Genomic DNA, 18,646 nt, shown 5'->3' with positions numbered 1-18,646 from the left:
CGCCGCCCCCCGCCGGGCGGCCCGGCGCCCGCCGGGACCGCGCGGGCGCGTCCGGCGTCACGCCGGGACCACCCGGACCACGCCGGCGGCACCGTCCACGGTCACCCGCATGCCGGTCGTCAGCTCCCCGGTCGCCCCGGCCACGCCGACGACGGCGGGGATGCCGTACTCCCGGGCGACCACCGCCCCGTGACTGTTCGACCCGCCCATCTCCATGACCAGGCCGCCGGCGGTCAGGAACAACGGGGTCCACCCGGGATCGGTGGACGGCGCGACCAGGATCTCGCCCGGCTCGAGGTGCGCGCCGACCGGATCGAGCACCACCCGCGCCGTTCCGGTCACCGTCCCGGCCGAGGCGGGCGACCCGAGCAGGGTGCCGGCTTCCCGCGCGACGGCGGGCCCGGCCACCGCCTCGGGCTCGGTGCCGTCGGACAGCACCACCCGGGGCACGTGCCGCCGGCCCAACTCCTGCCGGTACCGGGACCGCCGCTCGGCGACGCTCGCCCGCAGATCGCGGCCGCCGGCGGCCATGACCACCTCGTCGAAATCGAGGAAGAACACGTCGTCCGCCGTCGCCAGGGTGCCGGTCGCGGCCAGCTCGGCGCCGACGCCGGCCAGCACCTCGCGGGCGCGGGCCACCGCGGTGATCATGACGAACTTGGGCATCTCCCGGAGCCCGACCAGGGCCCGGGCCCGGCGCAGACCCACCGAGACCAGGGCACCGCGCAGCCGTCCGCGCCGGCGGGCCCGCGCGACGAGCTCGCGGACCATCGCCTCGCCCTCCCGGGCCCCCTGGGCGAACCGCCGGTCCGGGGTGACGGCGTCCCCGCCGGACCCGGGCTCGAGCCGCAGGTACCCGGCCAGCACGCCGAACAGGTGCGCCGGATCGTCCGACCAGCGCGGCATGCCGAGGTCGATCTCGGCCACCGCCCGTCGCCCGTACCGGGCGAGGAAGCCGGCCATTCCCCGCTGCAGCACCGCCGGCAGCTCGCCGGACCGGTAGCGGGCCGCCAGCTCACCCGGCCCGGTCGCCGCGAGCACCGCCGCGGCCGGCCGGTCGGCGCGGATCCACTCGGCGAGATCCCAGAGGGCCAGATCCATCTCGGTGGTCACGTTGTGCGGCACGCCGCGCAGCACCGTCTCCGCCTCGGTCGCGGTGACGTGCCCCCGGAGCAGGCGCCAGGCCAGGCCCAGGCCGGCGAAGCCGACCAGGGCCGACGGCAGGATCCGCGGGGCCGCGGGGAACGACCGCGCGAGCAACCCGACCGCGGCGTCGACCCGTTCCGCGACCGGTGCGCCCGGCGGGGGCAGCGGAGCGCGTTCGATCCGCTCGACCGCGCGCCGCGCCGACCGCACGGCCGCGGACGGCCGGAGCGCCGCCCGCACGACCCCGACCGGGACGCGGACCGCCGCCACCACCCGGAGCGCGGCGCGGAGCCCGATGCGGCCGGATCCCGGCGTCACCGACAGGCGTGGGTCGTCGAACAGCCTGCGCAGCACGACCGCCGACCGGGCCTCCATGACGTCGAGCCCGCGGGCGGCCAGCACCCGGCCGATCCGGGAGCGCACGGCCGGCGTGATGTCGGCGAACACCCGCTCCGCGGCCACCGAGAATCCGCCCGGTCCGGCGGTGATCGACGCCGGCGGGAAGCCGGCCAGGGTCGGGAAGCGACCCCCGATCACCCGGAACGCGGCCTGGCCCATCGGGGTGATCGGACGGTGCAGGCCCTGCGCCAATGTGACGCAGAAGAACACCCGGACCGGTCCGGGCGGCGCCGGGGTCGAGCGCACCGGGACCGGGAAGAGGGTGGTGATCGGCCGGGACTGGGTGAGCCAGATGGTGCCGGCCGGGTCGACCGCCCACTCGATGTCCTGCGGCGCCCCGAAGGCCGCCTCCACCCGATCACCCAGCGCGGCCAGCCGCCGGACCTCGCCGTCGGTCAGGCAGAACGGGCCGGACCCGCCGGCGGTCCGCCGCAGGATGCGGCCGGTGGCGGTGTCGACCACCACGTGATCGGGGTCGACCGTGCCCGAGACGACCGCCTCACCGAGCCCGGGCGCGGCGTCGATGACCGCTTGTCGCCGCCGTCCGGTGACCGGATCCGCGGTGAACAGCACGCCGGCCGCCCGGGCGTCGACCATCCGCTGCACCACGACGGCCAGCGCGAGCCCGTCACCGCCGCCGTCAGCACCACCGGTCCCCGGGAGGTGCATCGCCCGGTAGGCGACGGCCCGATCGGTCCAGAGCGACGCCCAGCAGCGCCGGACCGCGTCGAGCACGGCGTCGGCCCCGACGACGCCGAGATAGGTGTCCTGCTGCCCGGCGAAGCTGGCGTCGGGCAGGTCCTCCGCGGTGGCCGACGAGCGCACCGCCACCGGCACGTCGGGGCCCAGCCGGGCGTACCGCTCCCGGACGGCCTTGGCCACCTCGTCCGGGATCGGGGCGGCCAGCACCGCCGCCCGGACGGCGGCGGCGTCGATCGGGGCGTCGATCGGGGCGTCTATCGGGGCGTCGATCGGGGCGTCGAGGGAATCGCCCGGAAGCCGGCCGGCGGTCGCCGCCCGGTACGCGGCCGTGCCGACGCAGAACCCGTCCGGCACCGGGAAGCCGGCGGCCATCAGCGCGCCGAGGTTCGCCGCCTTCCCGCCGACCAGGGGCAGATCGGCGCCCGACAGCTCGGACAGCTCGGACACGACGGACGGACTGACGGTCATCGCCGACCTCCCCATTAATTCCACACATGTGGAGTTATTGGCCAGGGTGGCACGACCGCGTCCGGACCGCAAGGGACCGCCGGGTGACGCAGCATGGGGGCATGCGCACCGCCGAGCCGCGCCGCAACCGCGTCACCCCGACCGGCGAGATCGTGGCCGTCGAGCTGCGCGGGGCGTGGACCGGGAACCGCGGCATCCTGCACCGCGACGAGGGGGCGGGCGCGCGCATCGTGCGTTCCCACGCCGGGATCGCCTGGATCATCTGCCGGCTCCGGTTCGGCGACCGCCGCATCCCGCAGTGGTCCCCCGGCCACTACACGCCGCTGTTCTTCCTCGACGAGGCCGTCGCCCTCGCCGCCGGGCACCGGCCGTGCGCGCAATGCCGCCGGGCGGCGTTCCGCTCGTTCCTGACGGCCGCCGGGACCCGGCACGCCCCCGAGCTCGACCGGGTGCTCGACGAGCAGCGGCGCATCCCCCGGACCTGCCGGCGCCGCTGGCACGACCGGCCCTGGGCGGGGCTGCCGGACGGCACGTTCGTCGGACGGGCCGGCGACCCCGACGGCCGCCCGGACGGACCCTGGCTGGTGCTCGGCGACCGCCTGATCGCATGGACACCCGCCGGTTACGGCCGGGCCGAGCCCCGGCCCATCCGCGGCCGGGCCCGGGTGCTCACCCCGCCGGCCACGGTCGCCGCCCTCCACGCCGGCTATCGGGTCCAGATCGACGACGCGGCCCGCCGTCCGGCCGGTCAGACCGGACCGGGCACACGCTCCACCGCCGACGGGTCCAGCTCGGCGACCGACCGGTAACCGCACAGGCCCAGGGTCAGGTCGAACTCGGCCATCAGGTTCGCCAGGTGCTCCGCCACGCCCCGGCCACCGGCCAGGCCGAGCGCCAGCGCGTAGGGCCGGCCGACGCACACCGCCCGCGCACCCAGGGCCACCGCGATGAGCGTGTCGGCACCGCCCCGCACCCCGGAGTCGAGCAGCACCGGCATCGCCCCGTCGACCGCGGCGACCACCTCGGGCAGCCCGTCCAGCGCGCCGCGCGCCCCGGCGACCTGCCGGCCGCCGTGGGTGGAGACGATGATCCCGTCGACGCCGGCGTCCACCGCGCGCCGGGCGTCGTCGCCGCGCTGGATGCCCTTGAGCACGATCGGCAGCGACGTCAGCGCCCGGAGGGTCGCCAGATCGGACCAGGTCAGGGACGGTCGGGAGTACGTCTGCAGGAACGTGTGCACCAGCGCCCGCGCCGGACCCGGCGAGCGGCGGGTGGCGGCGACCATCCGGGCCACCGACCGCACCGCCGCCGGCAGTTCCGGCAACCGGGGCCGGCCGGCGGGCCCGGAGCCGGCCGGCGCCGCCGCGGCCAGCCGGCGGAACACCGGGTCCGAGGTGTACTGGGCCAGCCCGTCTCCCCGCGCGAAGGGCAGGTAGCCCCGGTCCAGGTCGCGCGGCCGCCAGCCGAGCATCGTCGTGTCCAGGGTGACCACGATCGCCGAGCAGCCGGACCGCTCGGCCCGGCCGACCAGGCTGGCGACCAGCTCGTCGGAGGTCGACCAGTACAGCTGGAACCAGCGCGGTGCGTCGCCCATCGCGGCCGCGCACTGCTCCATCGGGACCGAGGCCTGGTTGGAGAAGATCATCGGGACCCCGTGCCCGGCGGCCGCCCGGGCCACCGCCAGGTCGCCGTCCCGCCGCACGATGCCCAGCGCCCCGATCGGGGCCAGCAACAGCGGCGACGGGAGCCGGCGGCCGAACAGCTCGATCGAGGTGTCCCGGACCGAGACGTCCCGCAGCATGCGCGGGACCAGGCGCCAGCGCCGGAAAGCCGCCCGGTCGGCGTCCATCGTCGATTCCGAGCCCGCGCCACCGGCCACGTAGCCGTAGGCCCCGGCGGACATCCGGCGGCGGGCCCGGCGGTCGAGTTCGGCCCACGCGGTCGGCACCGCGGGCCGCCGGCCGAACAGGGCGCCGGTGTAGATCTGCGACTGGCGGTCGCGGCCGAGCGACGCGCGGGTGGCGGCGGGGAGGGTGACCGGGGACATCGGTCCAGCCTGGCCCACCCGTGCGCGCCGATCCACCCGGTCCCGGACGATGCGCGGCGAAGAGTGGCGATTGACCGGCCGGGTGACCGGGAACAAGCGGCGCACGACCGACCGGACCGGAAGTCAGGTCTGCGGCAGACCACGAAGGGCGGATCCGTGAGCAGGAGCGAGGACGACTTCAAGGCGGGTGACGACGTCTCCTGGCGCACCCACGGCACGACCACCCACGGCACGGTCGAGAAGAAGATCACGAAGGACACGGAGGCCGCCGGCCGGACCGTCCGGGCGTCCGCCGACGACCCGCAGTACCTGGTGCGCAGCGACAAGTCCGGGCGGACCGCGGTCCACAAGCCGGACGCGCTGGAACCCGACGAGGACCGGTCGTGACCGCCGCCGGCGCCGCCCGCTCGGCCAAGGACGGGGCCGAGCGCGCCGGCGGGCAGGCCGTCGCCAGCACGCCGTTCCGGGTCCTGGTCACCGTCGGCCTGATCACCTACGGCATCGTGCACATCCTGGTCGGCTGGATCGCCGCCCAGGTCGCCTGGGGCGGCGGAGGCGGGTCGCAGGAGGCGTCGCAGCAGGGCGCGCTGGCCGAACTGGCCCGGAACCCGATCGGGGTGGCGGTGCTCTGGCTGACCGTCGTCGGGCTCTTCGCGATGACCGCCTGGCAGGCCGCCGAGGCCGCCTGGGGCCATCGGGACAGGCCGGCCGGGTCCAAGCGGATCCGCAAGCGGCTGGGCTCGGCCGGCCGGGCGATCACCTATGCGGCCATCGCCGTCGCCGCGATCGCCGCCCTGCAGGGATCGTCCCAGTCGGGCGACCAGAAGCAGGAGGGCTGGACGGCGCGGCTGCTGGCGCTGCCCTTCGGCCGCGTGCTGGTCGGCGCCGTCGGCGTGGTCGTCATCGTCCTGGCGGTCCGCCAGGTGATCAAGGGCGTCAAGGAGAAGTTCACCGAGGACTTCTCGGGCGGCCTGACCTCCGGCGTGCGTCGACTCGGCCAGGTCGGCTACATCAGCAAGGGCGTGGCCATGGCCGTGGTCGGCGGCCTGTTCGGCTGGGCGGCGATCACCTACGACCCGAGCAAGGCCGGCGGCCTCGACGACGCCCTGCGGACGATCAACTCGGCGCCGCTCGGCTCGATCCTGCTGACCGTCGTCGCCCTCGGCCTGGCCTGTTTCGGCATCTTCTGCTTCTTCTGGGCGCGGCATCCGAAGATCGACGCGGGCACCGGGTCACGATCGGGCGAAACCGCCCGGACCGGCGCAGCGGGCGCACAGCGGGCATGACAAGCTGAGGCGGCGCGGCGACGGCCGCGCCGTCCCAGCCATGTCGAGGAGCGGCCGCCGTGGGTGACAAGAAGAGCAAGATCGTCGATCCCGACCGCCCGCCGAAGATCAAGAAGTCGGCGTACGAGGCCGAACTCCGGCGGCTGCAGACCGAACTGGTCACCATGCAGCAGTGGGTGAAGGAGTCCGGCACCCGCATCGTCGCCATCTTCGAGGGCCGGGACGCCGCGGGCAAGGGGTCGGCCATCAAGCGGATCACCGAGTTCCTCAACCCGCGCACGGCCCGCATCGTGGCGCTGCCGGCCCCGACCGAACGGCAGCGCACCCAGTGGTACTTCCAGCGCTACATCGAGCACCTGCCGGCGGCCGGCGAGATCGTGCTGATGGACCGCTCCTGGTACAACCGGGCCGGTGTCGAGCGGGTGATGGGGTTCTGTACCACCGACGAGTACCGCCGCTTCCTGCACCAGGCGCCGATCTTCGAGCGACTGCTGGTCGAGGACGGCATCCTGCTCTTCAAGTTCTGGTTCTCGGTGTCCGACGTCGAGCAGGAACGGCGCTTCCACTCCCGGCTCACCGACCCGATGCGCCGGTGGAAGCTGTCCCCGATGGACGTCCAGTCGATCAGCCGGTGGGAGGACTACTCCCGGGCCAAGGACGAGATGTTCATCCACACCGACATTCCCGAGGCGCCCTGGTACACCGTGGAGAGCGAGGACAAGAAGCGCTCGCGGATCAACGTCATCGCGCACATCCTCGAGCACGTGCCGTACGAGCACATCGAGCCGGAGCCGGTCACCATCCCGGAACGGCCGCCGGTCACCAGCTACGTCCGGCCGCCGCGCGAGGAGTTCAAGTACGTCAAGGACCACGCCTCGTCGCTGGTCAGGCCGGCCCTGTAGGGGCCGGCCCGCCCGCCGGTCAGATCGTCATCGCGGCCAGCACCTGCGGCACGGCGGCCCCGCCGCCCGCGCCGGCCGAGGTGACCCGGCCGGAGGCCAGCACGTAGTAGTGCGCCGCCGCCCCGAGGGCGAAGCCGACGTGCTGCTCGACCAGCAGCACGGACAGGCCCCCGCGGGCGGTGAGATCCATGATGGTCTGCTCGATCTCGGCGACGACCGAGGGCTGGAAGCCCTCGGTCGGCTCGTCCAGGATGAGCATCGTCGGCTCGGTGATCAGGGCCCGGGCGATGGCCAGTTGCTGCCGCTGGCCGCCGGAGAGCAGCCCGGCCTTGCGGTCGAGCAGGCCGGTGAGCGCCGGGAACAGGTCGAGCGCCTCGGCCATCAGCTCCTTGCCCCGGCGCCGGCCGTCGGCCACCAGCTGCAGGTTCTCCTGCGTGGTGAGCTGGCCGAACGACTGCTGCCCCTGCGGGACGTAGGCCAGCCCGCGGGCGACCCGCTGGTTGGGGGCCAGCGCGGTCACGTCCTCGCCGCGGAAGCGGATCCGGCCCGACCGCGGCTTGAGCAGGCCGACCGCGGCGCGCAGCAGCGTCGTCTTGCCGGCGCCGTTGTGGCCCATCACGGCGACCACCCCGTCCGGTGGCACCTGGACCGACACCCCGTGGATGACGTCCGTCCGGCCGTACCCGACGTGCAGGTCGGTCAGCTCCAGGATCATCTCGCCGTCCGTGGTGCCGGTCATGAACTCGCCTCCTGAACCTGGTCGGCCGGCTGTCCCTGATCCGCGAGCTCGACCTCGTGCGCGACCTGCTCGGCCTGCGCCGCGATGGCCTCCACCGCGTTCGCGCCGGCGGCCAGGGCGTGGCCGGCGGTGCCCAGATACACCTCCTGGACCTTGGGGTCGGCCTGCACCTGGGCCACCGTGCCCTCGGAGAGGACCTTGCCGGCGGCCAGCACCGTCACCGACTTGGCGAAGGAGCGCATGAAATCCATGTCGTGCTCCACGATCACGACCGTGCGGTCCTGCGCGATGCGCTGCAGCAGCCGGCCGGTCTCGTCCCGCTCCTCGGCGCTCATGCCGGCCACCGGTTCGTCGAGCATGAGCAGTTGCGCGTTCTGCACGAGCAGCATGCCGATCTCCAGCCACTGCTTCTGACCGTGGGCCAGGATCCCGGCGGGCACGTCGGCCAGCTCGGTCAGCGAGATGGTCTCGAGCACCTCGTGCACCTGCGCCGGCACACCGTGACGCCGGCGCAGCAACGAGAGCTTCCTGCGGGACGCCCCCGCCGCGATGTCCAGATTCTGCAGCACGGTGAGCTTCTCGAACACCGTCGCGGTCTGGAAGGTGCGGCCGACGCCGAGCTTGGCGATGGTGTGCACCTTGCGTCCGGACAGCTGCTGCCCGGCGAACTCGATGTACCCGGTGGACGGCACCAGCCCGCTCACCGCGTCGATCAAGGTGGTCTTGCCGGCCCCGTTCGGCCCGATGAGGAAGCGCAGGTCGCCCTTGAGGACCGTCAGGTCGACCTCGTCGACGGCCACGAACCCGTCGAACGCGACGCGCAGCTTGCTGATCTCCAGGTAGTCGGACACGTCAGGCCGAACCCTTCACCATGTCGGGGCGGTCGGCGCCGGCCGGATCGGCCGGCGGGCCGGCCGGGCGTGACGGCCGCCGCAGCCGGCCGACCACCGAGCCCAGCGAGGCCAGACCGCCGGGCAGGAACGCCACGACGAGCATGAAGACCGCGCCCTGGAAGTAGATCCAGAACGACGGGAACGACTCGGACAGGCTGGTCTCCATCCAGGCGATCGCGACGGTGCCGAGCACCGGACCGAGCAGGGTGGTGCGGCCGCCGATGGCCACCCCGATCAGCATCGAGATCGACGGCACGATGCCGACGTCGGCGGGCGAGATAATGCCGACGATGACCGTGAACAGGGCGCCGGCGATGCCGGCCATGACCGCGGCGACCACGTAGGCGACGGTCTTGACGTTGGCCGGGTCGTACCCGAGGAAGCGGACGCGTTCCTCGCTGTCCCGGCAGGCCACCAGCAGCTCGCCGTAGCGGCTGACGTACAGCTGGCGGGCGATCAGCACCATCGCCAGCAGCACCCCGGCGGTGATGAAGTACACCATGCGCTTGTTGGCCGGGTCGGTCAGGTCGAAGCCGAAGAACGAGCGGAACCCGTTGAGGCCGTTGGTTCCTCCGGTGGTGGCCTGGTTGCCGATGAGCAGGATGGCGAACGCCGCGGCCAGCGCCTGGGACAGGATGGCGAAGTAGGCGCCGCGCACCTTGCGCTTGAACGTGGCCAGGCCCAGGACCAGCGCGAGAGCGCCCGGGATGGCGACGATGCCGATGAGCGTGACGATGTCGCTGCGGAACGGCTCCCACCACCCCGGCACCTCGCCGGACCCGTACAGCTGCATGAAGTCCGGGACGCCGGACGCGCCTGCGTCGTCCAGCTTCATGTGCATGGCCATCACGTAGCCGCCGAGACCGAAGAACACACCCTGGCCCAGGGTCAGCATGCCGCCCCGCCCCCAGGCCAGCCCGATGCCGACGGCGATGATGGCGAAGCACAGGTACTTGCCGAGCAGGTTCAGCCGGAAGTCCGACAGCACGGCCGGGGCGACGCCGAACAGCAGCCCGGCCCCGATCGCCAGCCCGATCCACACCCCGAAACGCCGGTACACGGCCGTCATGCCAGGCTCCTGGTCCGCACGTTGACGATGCCCTGCGGCCGGATCTGCAGGAAGATCACGATCGCGACGAACACCAGCACCTTGGCGATGCTGGCGGAGGTCCAGAACTCGAACCCGGACCGCAGGAGCCCGAGCGCGAACGCCGCGATCACCGCGCCCTTGATCTGCCCGATGCCGCCGACGACCACCACCAGGAAGGCGTCGATGACGTAGTTGGTGCCCAGAGTCGGTCCGATGGAACCGATCTGGCTCAGGGCCACCCCGGCGATGCCGGCCAGCCCGGAGCCGATGAAGAACGTCGTCCGGTCGGTCCGGCGGGTCGAGATGCCCGACGTCTCGGCCAGTTGGCGGTTCTGGACGGTGGCCCGGATCCGCCGGCCGAGCGAGGTCATGGTCAGCACCATGGTCAGCGCGGCGACCGCGACCAGCGAGAGCAGCAGGATGAAGATGCGGGAGATCGGCAGGTTGACGCCGAACAGCTCGACCGAACCCTTCAACCAGCTCGGGGCGGGCACGTCGACGTTCGGCGCGCCGAAGATGTCGCGGGCCGCCTGCTGCAGGATCAGCGCGACACCCCAGGTGACCAGCAGGGTGTCCAGGGGCCGGTCGTACATCCGGCGCAGCAGGGTGGCCTCCAGGACGACGCCCATCAGCCCGGCGACCAGGAAGCCGACCGGCAGCGCGACCAGCAGCGACACCCCGGGCGAGGAGAAGACGAACTGCATCAGGTAGGCGGTGTAGGCGCCGGCCATGATGAACTCGCCCTGGGCCATGTTGATGACGCCCATCTGGCCGAAGGTCAGCACCAGGCCGAGCGCGATGAGCAGCAGGATCGAGCCGACGCTCAGACCCGCGAACACCTGTGAAACGAAAGTCTCCATGCCGTCCTGTCTCTCGACTGGTGGATCCCGGCGACCGCCGGCCGCGCCGCTGGGGGGGCGCGACCGGCGGTGGGGGGCGGACTCAGCCGGTGGCCAGCCCCGCGGCCCACGGGTAGCCGGTGAGGAACGGATCGGGCTCGATCGGCTGGCCCGAGCTCCACTCGGTGTAGAGCAGGCCGTCCGGGCCGATCTTGCCGATCAGCGCGGTCTTGCTGATGTGGTGGTTCTCGCCGTCCACCACCACGGTGCCCTCGGGCGCCTCGAACGTCGTGCCGTCGGCGGCCGCCTGGATCGAGGCGGTGTCGAACGCCTTGGCCTTCTCGGCCATCAGCTTCCACAGGTACAGCGAGGTGTAGGCCGCCTCCATCGGATCGGAGGTGACCCGGTCCTGGCCGTACTTGGCCTTGAAGTCCTCGACGAACTTCTTGTTCACCGGGGTGTCGATCGTCTGGAAATAGTTCCAGGCGGCCAACTGTCCGACCACGTTGTCCAGGCCGATACCGCCGACCTCCTCCTCGGCGATCGAGACGCTCACCACCGGCATCGTCTCCGGCGACAGGCCGACGTTCTTGTACTGCTTGAAGAACGCGACGTTGGAGTCGCCGTTGAGCGTGTTGAACACCGCGTCCGCGCCCGAGGCCTGCACCTTGTTGACGATGGTGGAGAACTCGGTGTCGCCGAGCGGGGTGTACTCCTCGCCCTTGATCTCGATGCCGTTGGCCGCCGCGTACGCCTTGATGATCTTGTTGGCGGTGCGCGGGAAGACGTAGTCGCTGCCGACCAGGAACAGGCTGGTCACGCCCTGCTCCTTGAGATAGTCCAGGGCGGGGACGATCTGCTGGTTGGTGGTGGCCCCGGTGTAGAAGATGTTCTTGCTGGCCTCCAGCCCCTCGTACTGGACCGGGTAGAACAACAGCGAGTTGTTGCCCTCGAACACCGGCAGCATGGCCTTGCGCGAGGCCGACGTCCACCCGCCGAAGACCGCCGCGACACAGTCGCTCTTGATGAGCTTCTCGGCCTTCTCGGCGAACACCGTCGGCTCGGACGCGCCGTCCTCGGTGATCACGTCCAGGGTCTTGCCGTTGACGCCGCCGGCCGCGTTGATCTCGTCGGCGGCCATCTGCAGCGAGTCGTGCACGGTCTTCTCGCTGATCGCCATGGTGCCCGACAGCGAGTTCAGGAAGCCGATCTTGACGCTGTCGCCGGAGGTGTCGACGCAGCTGGCGGCCGCGGCGCCGGCGGCGGCCGAACCCGACGCACCGGCCGCGGCCGAGGTGGTGGACGCCGAGTCGACCCGGGAACCGCAGGCGGTCAGCGCGAGCAGCGCGGCGACCGCCACGGCGGGTCCACGCGTGCGGCGCAGCGTCGAACGGAAGAGCGGACGGGACATGCGGAGCCCTTTCACTGGGCCGGGCGAACGCACGCAGGGATCCCCGAGCACGGCGGCGGGCCGGGTGTGCGGACTGCGGTTCACTACCGGGACGTCAGGTGCGATGCGAGGTGGGCGGGTACCCGGGGGTTCCGCGGCCAGGGGTGAGCGCCGCCAGGAACCCGGATCACCCCGGCCGGACCGGGGATCACGGAGCGACCGTAGGAGCCCTGTGTTTCGGCTGTGGACGCGCTCGGTTAACTCAGCATTTCCCGGCCCGGATGATGCAGGGGATCGTTATCGAATCTCAACCGAGCGTGGTGCCGTCCTGGACCTTTCGAGTCGCCCGGCCCCGGACGGGCAGCTCGGCGGCGATCCGCGCGACGCGGGCCGCGGCATCGGCGCGGATGGCGTCCTCGTCGAGGGTGGTGAGCCGGCCGCCGGCGAGCAGCCGCCGGCCGGCGACGACCACGTCGGTGACGTCGGCCCCGCGCGTCGCGTAGCCCAGGTGGGCCACCGGGTCGGGCATCGGGGTGGCGTGCGGGGCGGTGACGTCGAGCAGCACGAGGTCGGCCGGCTCGCCGACCTCGAGGCGGCCGGTCAGCCGATCGCCGAACGCCCGCGCCCCGCCCCGGGTCGCCATGGCCAGCGCGTCGGCGGCCAGGACCGCGGTCGGGTCGCGGCGCACGCCCCGGGCGACCAGCGCCGCGGTCTTGATCTCCTCGAACAGGTCGGCACTGTTGTTGGACGCCATCGAGTCGGTGCCCAGGCCGGTCGTCACGCCGCGGGCCAGGAAGTCGGGGACGGGCGCGACGCCGGCGCCGAGCTTGAGGTTGGACACCGGGCAGTGCGCGACGGTGACGGCGGCACCGGCGAGCAGCGCCAGATCCTCGTCACCGTGCGGGTGCACCGCGTGGGCCACGTGCAGCCGGCCGGCGTCCAGGCCGGCCCGGTGCGCCAGGGCGATCGGCGAGCACCCGTTCCGCTCCAGGCTCTCCTGCACCTCCCCCGCCGTCTCGGCCAGGTGGATGTGGACCGGCAGGTCGTGCGCCGCGGCCCGCCGGGCGACGTCGGCCATCAGCTCGGGTCCGCAGGTGTAGGGGGCGTGCGGGCCGAAGGCGACCTGGACCAGCTCGTCGCCGGCGAACTCGGCGGCCAGCGCGGGCGTCCGGTCCAACACCCGGGCGCCGGTCTCCGGGGTCGCGGCCGGGTAGGCGACGGCCTCGTAGCCGAACACCGCGGTGGCGGCGAGCACCCGCAGGCCGGCCTCGCGCACGTCGGCCAGCAGGCCGGCGTCCCACAGGTACATGTCGGCGAAGGCGACCGTGCCCGACCGGATCATCTCGGCCATCGACAGCAGCAGGCCGGCCCGGATGTCGTCGCGGGTCATCCGCACCTCGAAGGCGCGGATGTGCCCGAGCCAGGCGTCCAGCGGCTCGTCGTCGCTGTAGCCGCGCAGCAGGGACATCCCGGCGTGGGTGTGCGCGTTGACCAGCCCGGGCACCACCACCCGACCGGCCCCGGCGAGGTCACCGGGCCGGGCCGGGCCGCGCACCGGACCCAGATAGGACACCCGGCCCGTCGCCGCCGACCACCCGATCTCGGCGTCCCGCAGCACCCGCGCCGAATCGGCGACGATCGTAGCCCCGACCACCCGCACTTCGCTCACCCGGGCATTGTGACCGGTGACGGCGACCGGGCAGCGATCAGGCAGCGATCAGGCAGGGATCAGGCGGCGATCAGGCAGAGCCCACCGGGACCGACATGGCCTTCCAGTCGTCCCAGCTCATGGCCCAGGTGTAGACGTCCCCGTCCATGGAGCTGAGCTGGATGTCGGTGCCCGAGACCTCCACCGGGTCCCCGATGAACGCGGAGTTGAAGTAGGCCTCGGCGTCGGCCAGCGACAGGTTGGCGCAGCCGTGGGTGACGTTGGACGAGCCCTGCGCGCTGGCGCTGGCCGGGTTGGCGTGGATGAACTCGCCGTTGTTGCTGATCCGCACCGCCCACTTCTCCAGGGTGTTGGTGTAGCCGTAGCGCGGGTTGTTCATCAGGTACTCGGCGTCCTTGGACATCACCACGTGGGTCCCGGACCGGGTGACCAGGTTGGGATCGCCGTTGTCGCCGCCCCGGCCGTAGGAGGCGGGGTAGCTGGCCACGACCTGGCCATCGCGCTTGACCACCAGCTCGTGGGAGTTCACGTCGGCGACGACGACCTGGTTGCGGCCGATGGTGAAGTCGCTGGTGATGTCGGCCGCGCCGTAGGAGGTGTCGTCGAGCTTGACGCCGTAGAGCTTGGCGTCGACGTGCACCTGGGTGCCGGACGGCCAGTACTCCTTGGGCCGGAAGTCGAGCGCCCAGCGGCCGTCGTCGTGTTTGATCCAGGCCCAGGCGCCCTCCACCTGGGGGGTGGTGGTGATCGAGATCCGCTTGGCCACGGCCTCCCGGTCCTGCGGCTCGGCGCCGAAGCTGACGCTGACCGGCACCGCGACGCCCACCTCGGCGTTGTCGCTCGGGCTGATCGTGTTGCGGGTCTTGGTGTCCTCGCCGACCGTGGTCCAGCTGCCCTGGATCGGGACCTGCTTGCCGTCCTCGCCGGTGGCGGTGCCGGTCACGGTGTAGGTCTTGCCGAATCCGAGCGGCTCGGCGACCGTCCAGGTCTTCTTGTCCGGCGAGATGGTCTGCTCGACGACCTTGCCGTCCGGATTGGTCATCTGGACCGAATCGATGGTGCCCTTGGCGACGGTGAAGGTGAGCGGCTCGACCGGGGACAGACCGTCGGTGCCGAAGGCCGGGGTGGCGGCCACGGTGGCCACCGGCGGCACCTCGCGGGTGGTGCTCGGGGCCGAACTGGCCGCACCGGACGAACCGTCGCTGCCGGTGACCCCGCCGGTCGCGCCGGCGGTCGAGGTGACCGTCTCGGCGCCCAGCGATCCACTGCTGCACCCGGCCACCACCAGCAGGCCCACCAGGGCCAGCAGCAGGGCAGCGATCGACCTGCGGCGTGCAGGTTTCAACCTGGTCAAATCTCGTCCACTCCCGGAATTCCACGGGTGGGGACCACCGGCCCCCGCCACGGCAGCCGATCCGTCACGGCCGCATTCCAGGATATCGAGCGGACCCGTGCGCCCGGCGTGAAGCACGCCGGACGCCCGCCTCAGCGGAACAGGCGGCGCAGCACGACCAGGCCGACCAGCGCACCCACGGCGATCAGCGAGTACTTCACCTTCGGCTCGGCCAGCGTGGCCGACAGGGTCTGCCGACCCTGGTCGACCACCCGCTTGGGGTTGGCCCGCGTGGTCAGCTCGTCGACCGCGGCCGCCAGGGAGTCCCGTGCGCGTTCGATTTCCGCCTGGATGGTCTCCGCGTCGCGCACCACGGCGCCTCCCGTTCCTGCCTCGAAGTCGGCCGGTCACCCGTCCGGCCCTCCGGCCGGTGCCACCGGGCACCCAGCCCGGCCGCGGGCCCGGACCGACACCGGTCCCGCGGGTGTTTACCCTAGCCGCATGGCCACCACCGCACCCGGAGTGGGCGACGAAGCGCCCGCCTTCACCCTTCCCGACGCCGACGGCACCCCCGTCTCGCTGAGCGACTTCGCCGGCCGTCCGGTGATTGTCTACTTCTACCCGGCGGCCATGACGCCGGGCTGCACCACCGAGGCGTGCGATTTCACCAGTGCCCGCGGCTCGTTCGACGGCGGCGGCTACACCGTGCTGGGCATCTCGCCCGACAAGCCCGAGAAACTGGCCCGGTTCCGGGACAAGGAGGACCTGTCCATCGTCCTGCTGTCCGACGCCGACCGCGCGGTGATGACCGCCTACGGCGCGTTCGGGGAGAAGAAGCAGTACGGCAGGACGGTGCAGGGCGTCATCCGGTCGACCTTCGTGGTTGGCGCCGACGGGCGCATCGAACAGGCCTGGCGCAACGTCAAGGCCACCGGGCACGTCGCCCGCGTCCTGAAGGAACTGGGTCTGGCAAGCTGAGACGCCGGGTGGAGGTCGCGGGGCCGTAGCCCAATTGGCAGAGGCACACGGTTTAGGTCCGTGCCAGTGTGGGTTCGAGTCCCACCGGCCCCACCGTTTCACCCGGTTCACTCCCGAATCGACAACACGCGGTCCGAGCTACCACACCCGCGCCCGGGGAACAAGGACGATATGGATCGCCGGCAGGCGAAGCCAGTTGCTCGACCAGAGGGGCGAAATCGACATGAGCGGACCGGAAAGCACCACGTCCGATGCAGGTGACAGCAGTTCCGACCACGGCGGCGGGGTGACGACCGTCTCCTCCGGGTACTCGTCGGCGTCCCCGTTCTCCGACGACTCCCCCGACAGCCCGTACGGTGCCGCCAAGGGGTCCGGTTCGGCCTGGAGCGGCAGCCCGTACGAGCCGCTGGACTCGGAGTCCTCGGTGAGTGCCTACCCGTCGAGCTACGGGGCGTCGGACACGGCGAGCCCGACCTACGTCCCGGCGCCGGGCGCCCAGGAGCGCGAGGAGCGGCGGCCGTCCGGCCGGCAGACCAAGCAGCGCGCGGTGGCCGGCCTGTTCAGCGCCATCCTGGGCACGCTGCTCGTGGGTACCGGCCTCTACCTGATCGGCGAGTTCGGCATGGGCATCTTCCAGGCCATGCTCAACGGCGGCGGGCAGCCCTCCGGCTGGGACATCACCTGGACCTCGGTCGGCGCCGCGCTGATCTTCGTCGCGGTGCTGCTCAACGGCTGGTCGCCGTGGGCCACGCTGATCCCGGGTGCGGTGCTGACCGCCGCCGGCATCTGGTCGCTGGCCTGGTACGACGGTGCCGACCGGGTCGCCAGCTTCATCGACCAGCTCTTCGCCCGGCCCGAGATGGTCGTCTGGGGCATCACCGGCTGGCTGCTGGTCCTGGGCCTGATGATGCTCGGCGCCAGCTTCGCGGTCGTCATCGCCCGCGCCATCGGCCGGCGCCGCCCCCTGGCCTGATCTCAGGTCACGCCCGGTCCAGCAGCTCCTGCAGGACCGGCAGCATCAGCCGTAGAGCCCGGCCGCGATGGGACAGCGCGTCCTTCTCGGCCGGGCTCAGCTGTGCCGAGGACCGGCCGTCCCCGGCCTCGTCGCTCTCCACCGGGATGAACACCGGGTCGTACCCGAAGCCGTTGGTCCCGGCCGGCGCCCGCCCGATCCGGCCGCGCCACTCGCCGCGCAGCACCTGCACCGCACCGTCCGGGTCGGCGACCGCGAGCGCGCAGACGAAGGCCGCACCGCGCCGCTCGTCGGGCACGTCGGACAGCTGACCGAGCAGCAGCGCGGTGTTGGCCGGGTCGTCGCCGTGCCGGCCCGACCAGCGGGCCGACAGCACGCCGGGCATCCCGTTGAGCGCGTCCACGGCGAGGCCGGAATCGTCGGCCAGCGCCAGCCGCCCGGTCTCCCGGGCGGCCTGCCGCGCCTTGTCCGCGGCGTTCTCCTCGAACGTCGCGCCGGTCTCGGGCAGCTCCTCGAAGGCCGGGACGTCGGCCAGACCCAGCACCTGCACCCGGTCGCCCAGGATCCGTCGCAGCTCGCCCAGCTTCTTGGCGTTGCGGGTGGCCAGCACCACCGTCGCGCTCATGCCGAGCCGCCCAGGGGTGCGGCCAGCGCCGCCCGCTGCAGCTGGGCCAGCGTCGCGATGCCGGCCAGGGCGCAGTCCAGCATCCCATCGAGGGTCGACCGGGCGAACGTCGCGCCTTCGGCGGTGCCCAGGACCTCGACCAGCGTGCCGACGTCGGTGGCCACCACGTTCATGTCGACCTCGGCCCGGGCGTCCTCCTCGTACGGCAGGTCCAGCCGGACCCGCCCGCCGACGACGCCGACCGAGACCGCGGCGATCTGGCAGGACAGCGGTTGCGGGTCGGCCAGCTGGCCGCGCTCGCGCCGCCAGCCGACCGCGTCGGCCAGGGCCACGTAGGCCCCGGTGATGGCCGCCGTGCGGGTGCCGCCGTCGGCCTGCAGCACGTCGCAGTCGACGGCGATCGTGTTCTCGCCCAGCGCCCGCAGATCCAGGCAGGCGCGCAGCGAGCGGCCGATCAGCCGGGAGATCTCGTGGGTGCGTCCGCCGACCCGGCCCTTGACCGACTCGCGGTCGCTGCGCTCGTGGGTGGCCGAGGGCAGCATGGCGTATTCGGCGGTCAGCCAGCCCAGACCGGAGCCCTTGCGCCACCGGGGCACTCCGGTCGTCACCGACGCCGCGCAGAGCACCTTGGTGCCGCCGAACTCGACCAGCACCGACCCCGCGGGGTGCTGCTGGAACCCTCGGGTGAAGGTGACGGGGCGGAGTTCGTGATCGGCGCGGCCGTCTGCTCGGGTCAGACAGGCAGGCTAGTGGGCGGCCGGGCCCCGCCCGGCGCCGGTCCGGGTGCCCGGCGACCCGGCGCGGGAGGTCAGGCGGTGTGCGCCAGCGCGCCGAGACCCGGGTCCGGCCGGCCGGCCCGGCGGGCCCGCTCGGCGTGCACCATGGCGGCCACGGTCAGGTCGTCCGGCGACCAGTCGGCCGCCCGGGCCCGGTCGATCAGCTGCGCCTGCCGGCCCAGGGTCTGCTCGGGCAGGCGGCGCAGCGAGGCTGCGAGCATCGACCACAGGGTCGACCAGAGCGTCGACCGGATCTCGCACGGCGGGCGGCCCCGCAGCGCCGCCGCGGTGAGCGCGGTCAGGCCGTCCTGCGCCCGCGTGGCGGCCACCCGGCCCCCCCCGAGCCGGTACACGCTCTGGCACCCGGGGGCCTCGACCAGAACGGCGAACA

19 protein-coding genes and 1 tRNA gene are annotated in these 18,646 nt (G+C 73.0%); 7 read left to right on the top strand and 13 right to left on the bottom strand.

What is annotated here, in order from left to right; translation table 11 throughout:
• Positions 1–57 precede the first annotated feature (57 nt).
• Positions 58–2,715 carry a PEP/pyruvate-binding domain-containing protein gene (locus tag ACOJUF_RS20310; RefSeq protein ID WP_420123630.1) on the bottom strand — a complete coding sequence of 886 codons (2,658 nt, stop codon included), beginning with the start codon at positions 2,713–2,715 and terminating at the stop codon, positions 58–60.
• Positions 2,716–2,816: 101 nt separating this feature from the next.
• On the opposite strand from ACOJUF_RS20310, the gene ACOJUF_RS20305 reads away from it, so the two are divergent.
• Positions 2,817–3,524 carry a hypothetical protein gene (locus ACOJUF_RS20305; RefSeq protein WP_420123629.1) on the top strand — a complete coding sequence of 236 codons (708 nt, stop codon included), beginning with the start codon at positions 2,817–2,819 and terminating at the stop codon, positions 3,522–3,524.
• Here the strand turns inward: ACOJUF_RS20305 and ACOJUF_RS20300 are convergent.
• Positions 3,464–4,762 carry an alpha-hydroxy-acid oxidizing protein gene (locus ACOJUF_RS20300; protein WP_420123628.1) on the bottom strand — a complete coding sequence of 433 codons (1,299 nt, stop codon included), beginning with the start codon at positions 4,760–4,762 and terminating at the stop codon, positions 3,464–3,466. The genes ACOJUF_RS20305 and ACOJUF_RS20300 overlap by 61 nt on opposite strands.
• 156 nt (positions 4,763–4,918) lie before the next feature.
• Between ACOJUF_RS20300 and ACOJUF_RS20295 the strand changes: the two genes are divergently transcribed.
• Genes ACOJUF_RS20295 through ppk2 form a run of 3 tightly spaced genes read left to right on the top strand, consistent with a single transcriptional unit; the run spans position 4,919 to position 6,950 of the window.
• On the top strand, positions 4,919–5,149 hold the full coding sequence (locus ACOJUF_RS20295; RefSeq protein WP_420123627.1) for a DUF2945 domain-containing protein: 231 nt from the start codon (positions 4,919–4,921) through the stop codon (positions 5,147–5,149).
• Entirely contained in the window at positions 5,146–6,048 is a 903-nt protein-coding gene (locus ACOJUF_RS20290; RefSeq protein WP_420123626.1) for a DUF1206 domain-containing protein, read from the top strand. The genes ACOJUF_RS20295 and ACOJUF_RS20290 overlap by 4 nt, the downstream gene beginning before the upstream one ends.
• 59 nt (positions 6,049–6,107) lie before the next feature.
• Positions 6,108–6,950, top strand: coding sequence for a polyphosphate kinase 2 (ppk2, locus tag ACOJUF_RS20285; protein ID WP_420123625.1), 843 nt, complete (start codon positions 6,108–6,110; stop codon positions 6,948–6,950).
• A 19-nt stretch (positions 6,951–6,969) separates the two neighbouring features.
• Here ppk2 and urtE read toward each other — a convergent pair whose 3' ends face one another.
• The 8 genes from urtE to ACOJUF_RS20245 all read right to left on the bottom strand — a co-directional run bounded on the left by urtE (position 6,970) and on the right by ACOJUF_RS20245 (position 15,277).
• Entirely contained in the window at positions 6,970–7,662 is a 693-nt protein-coding gene (gene urtE, locus ACOJUF_RS20280; RefSeq protein ID WP_420123632.1) for an urea ABC transporter ATP-binding subunit UrtE, read from the bottom strand.
• Positions 7,663–7,685: 23 nt separating this feature from the next.
• Positions 7,686–8,540 (bottom strand): urea ABC transporter ATP-binding protein UrtD, encoded by an 855-nt coding sequence (gene urtD / locus ACOJUF_RS20275; protein WP_420123624.1) that lies wholly within the window; start codon positions 8,538–8,540, stop codon positions 7,686–7,688.
• Position 8,541: 1 nt separating this feature from the next.
• A complete protein-coding gene (urtC, locus tag ACOJUF_RS20270; protein WP_420123623.1) occupies positions 8,542–9,651 on the bottom strand; it encodes an urea ABC transporter permease subunit UrtC in 1,110 nt (369 codons plus the stop codon).
• A complete protein-coding gene (urtB, locus tag ACOJUF_RS20265) occupies positions 9,648–10,532 on the bottom strand; it encodes an urea ABC transporter permease subunit UrtB (RefSeq protein ID WP_420123622.1) in 885 nt (294 codons plus the stop codon). The genes urtC and urtB overlap by 4 nt, the downstream gene beginning before the upstream one ends.
• Before the next feature lie 82 nt (positions 10,533–10,614).
• Positions 10,615–11,922, bottom strand: coding sequence for an urea ABC transporter substrate-binding protein (gene urtA / locus ACOJUF_RS20260; RefSeq protein WP_420123621.1), 1,308 nt, complete (start codon positions 11,920–11,922; stop codon positions 10,615–10,617).
• 286 nt (positions 11,923–12,208) lie between these two features.
• Entirely contained in the window at positions 12,209–13,570 is a 1,362-nt protein-coding gene (locus ACOJUF_RS20255; protein WP_420123620.1) for an amidohydrolase, read from the bottom strand.
• 70 nt (positions 13,571–13,640) lie between these two features.
• Positions 13,641–14,915 (bottom strand): L,D-transpeptidase, encoded by a 1,275-nt coding sequence (locus ACOJUF_RS20250; RefSeq protein ID WP_420123619.1) that lies wholly within the window; start codon positions 14,913–14,915, stop codon positions 13,641–13,643.
• A gap of 140 nt (positions 14,916–15,055) precedes the next feature.
• Positions 15,056–15,277 (bottom strand): DUF3618 domain-containing protein, encoded by a 222-nt coding sequence (locus tag ACOJUF_RS20245; RefSeq protein ID WP_420123618.1) that lies wholly within the window; start codon positions 15,275–15,277, stop codon positions 15,056–15,058.
• Between the two features lie 127 nt (positions 15,278–15,404).
• On the opposite strand from ACOJUF_RS20245, the gene bcp reads away from it, so the two are divergent.
• The 3 genes from bcp (at position 15,405) to ACOJUF_RS20230 (ending at position 16,854) form a co-directional block, all read left to right on the top strand.
• Positions 15,405–15,881 (top strand): thioredoxin-dependent thiol peroxidase, encoded by a 477-nt coding sequence (gene bcp, locus ACOJUF_RS20240; RefSeq protein ID WP_420123617.1) that lies wholly within the window; start codon positions 15,405–15,407, stop codon positions 15,879–15,881.
• 19 nt (positions 15,882–15,900) lie between these two features.
• Positions 15,901–15,974: transfer RNA gene (locus ACOJUF_RS20235), tRNA-Leu, on the top strand.
• Positions 15,975–16,104: 130 nt separating this feature from the next.
• Positions 16,105–16,854, top strand: a complete 750-nt coding sequence (locus ACOJUF_RS20230; RefSeq protein WP_420123616.1) for a hypothetical protein — start codon at positions 16,105–16,107, stop codon at positions 16,852–16,854.
• A gap of 7 nt (positions 16,855–16,861) precedes the next feature.
• On the opposite strand, the gene rdgB is transcribed toward ACOJUF_RS20230, so the two are convergent.
• The 3 genes from rdgB to ACOJUF_RS20215 form a co-directional block, all read right to left on the bottom strand.
• Positions 16,862–17,479: an RdgB/HAM1 family non-canonical purine NTP pyrophosphatase gene (gene rdgB / locus ACOJUF_RS20225; RefSeq protein WP_420123615.1), complete on the bottom strand. Its 618-nt coding sequence runs from the start codon at positions 17,477–17,479 to the stop codon at positions 16,862–16,864.
• Positions 17,476–18,216, bottom strand: coding sequence for a ribonuclease PH (gene rph, locus ACOJUF_RS20220; protein WP_420123631.1), 741 nt, complete (start codon positions 18,214–18,216; stop codon positions 17,476–17,478). The genes rdgB and rph overlap by 4 nt, the downstream gene beginning before the upstream one ends.
• A 71-nt stretch (positions 18,217–18,287) precedes the next feature.
• The coding region (locus ACOJUF_RS20215) for a hypothetical protein (protein ID WP_420123614.1) at positions 18,288–18,646 on the bottom strand (359 nt) is incomplete at its 5' end.

The organism is Nakamurella sp. (assembly GCF_048594475.1).
Taxonomy (GTDB): Bacteria; Actinomycetota; Actinomycetes; order Mycobacteriales; family Nakamurellaceae; genus Nakamurella.
The sequence above is the reverse complement of the archived record's forward strand: the minus strand, read 5'-3'. Positions and strand labels throughout refer to the sequence as shown.